Source organism: Saccharomonospora halophila 8 (assembly GCF_000383775.1).
In the GTDB taxonomy this organism is placed as follows: Bacteria; Actinomycetota; Actinomycetes; order Mycobacteriales; family Pseudonocardiaceae; genus Saccharomonospora; species Saccharomonospora halophila.
In genome coordinates, this window is the sequence record NZ_KB912573.1 from 78,112 (window position 1) to 80,018 (window position 1,907).

At 72.5% G+C, this 1,907-nt stretch carries 3 protein-coding genes; 2 read left to right on the forward strand and 1 reads right to left on the reverse strand.

The window, feature by feature from the left end; translation table 11 throughout:
• A partial coding sequence (locus SACHA_RS25715; protein WP_020628645.1) for a hypothetical protein occupies positions 1-351 on the reverse strand: 351 nt, incomplete at its 3' end.
• Positions 352-531: 180 nt separating this feature from the next.
• Here SACHA_RS25715 and SACHA_RS0116760 point away from each other — a divergent pair.
• Together SACHA_RS0116760 and SACHA_RS0116765 are read left to right on the forward strand one after the other, a co-directional pair.
• The gene (locus SACHA_RS0116760; protein WP_019811622.1) at positions 532-1,404 is read left to right on the forward strand and encodes an Rmt family 16S rRNA (guanine(1405)-N(7))-methyltransferase; all 873 of its coding nucleotides are present in this window, start codon (positions 532-534) and stop codon (positions 1,402-1,404) included.
• A 135-nt stretch (positions 1,405-1,539) separates the two neighbouring features.
• Positions 1,540-1,907 (forward strand): MerR family transcriptional regulator (locus SACHA_RS0116765; protein WP_028663274.1); only part of this gene is annotated, 368 nt, incomplete at its 3' end.

Sequence of the window (1,907 nt, forward strand, 5' to 3'; positions counted from 1 at the left end):
CCAGTCGCGCCGGACGGCCTCCCACGCGGCGCGCAGCGACACCCGCCGGGCGAGCACGATCACCGGTGCCTCGCCCCAGTGGGTCGCCACCACGGTGCCGGTGCGGTCCGGCTCGTGCGGGAAGGGTGCCCCGCCGGGCAGGAAGTCGACGGTGAGCGTGGCCGTCGCGGGCAGTCCCGCGCTCGTGCCCGCGCTGGGCGACTCCCCCGAGGCGGTGAGGTCGTCGGTGACACCCCCCATCGCGGCGCGGTAGCCGCGCAAGCTGTGGCGCAGGTGCGGCTCCGTGGGCATCGGGCAGTCCGGGTACGCGGCGTTGTAGGCCTGCACGGAGGCGAAACTCTCTGGGGTCACGCCCGGCAATCCTACCCTGACGTTAGGGAAGGTTTACGGCTCGCCCGGCCCTCCGGAACTCAGTCCGGTGTGGACGACGGAAGTGCCCGCCCGGAGGCATCGGGACGGCCGGTGCGGCGGACTCCGGTCGCTACACTGGGTGTGCCGGGCGGGACCGCTCCGGCGGAGCGGGAAGGCGTGATGCGCGTGTCCGGGAGTTCGGCCGACGACGGGACGGATTCCGACGAGCGGCTCCACGCCGTCGAGACGGCGTTGACGAAAAGCAAGCGCTACAGCGGCCTCGCCCCGGCCACCGTGCGGCGGGTGGCCCGCAGGGCGCTCGTCTCGTCCGGAGGCGACGTCCCCGACGCGGTCAAGCGCACCAAGCGCGGCCTGCACGAGATCTACGGCGCGTACCTCCCCGGCGGGGCGCCGCCGTACCGGGGCATCCTGCGCAAGCTCGAAGAGGCGGTCGCCGAAGGGACCGGGGCCACCACCTCCGGCGGGGCCGACGAGCATACGCGGGAGGTGCTGGTCGGGGCGATGCGGACGCACGCCAGCACGCGCGAGCGACTGCCGTCGCTGGAGCGGTTCTACCGCGAGATCTTCGACCGTGTCCCGGCACCCGCGACCGTGCGGGACCTCGCCTGCGGGCTCAACCCGCTCGCCGTGCCGTGGATGAGCCTGCCCACCTCCACCGTGTACCGGGCCTCGGACATCGACGCCCCGCAGATGGCGTTCCTGGACCGCGTCCTGGACCTGCTCGGCGTGCGGCACGAGACGGCCGTGGCCGACCTGCTCGACGACCCGGTGTCCGCACCGGCCGATGTGACCCTGCTGCTCAAGACCGTGCCGTGCCTGGAGAAGCAGCGCGCCGGGGCGGGGTGGGACCTGCTCGACGCGGTGAACTCGCCGACCCTGGTGGTCACCTTCCCCACCAAGTCGCTCGGCCGGCGGTCGAAGGGCATGTTCCAGACCCACTCGGCCGCGTTCGAACAGTTCGCGGCCGAGCGCCCGTGGCGCGTCGAGAGCTTCGAGACGGACAACGAGCTGGTGTATCTCGTACGCCGGTGACCACGTCCCGCGCTCCTTCCCGCCACCGTCCGTAGCACGGCACCGCGGTGAAAACCGACACGACGTGTGTGCACGCATGGTCACGAAAACGGTACGGTGGGCGACGACGGCCGGAGGGAAGTGAGGTCTTCGAGCGTGCGTGAGCACATGCGCATCGGCGAGGTGTCGGCCCGTACCGGGCTGTCGTTGCGCACGATCCGCTACTACGAGGAGGTCGGGCTCGTCCCCCCGAGCACCCGCACCCGGGGCGGCTTCCGTCTGTACACCGAGCCGGACGTCGAACGGCTCGACCTCGTCACCCGGATGAAGCCGCTGGGTTTCGCGCTCGACGAGATGCGGGAACTGCTCGCGCTGCTCACCCCGCCCGACCCCGGGACCGACCGGGATGGCCGCAGCGAGCGGGACCGGCGGCGGCTGCGCGAGTTCGCCGAGATCGCCGAACGCCGCTGTGCCGAACTGCGCGACGAACTCTCCGCCGCCGAGGCGTTCACCGCCGCGCTGCG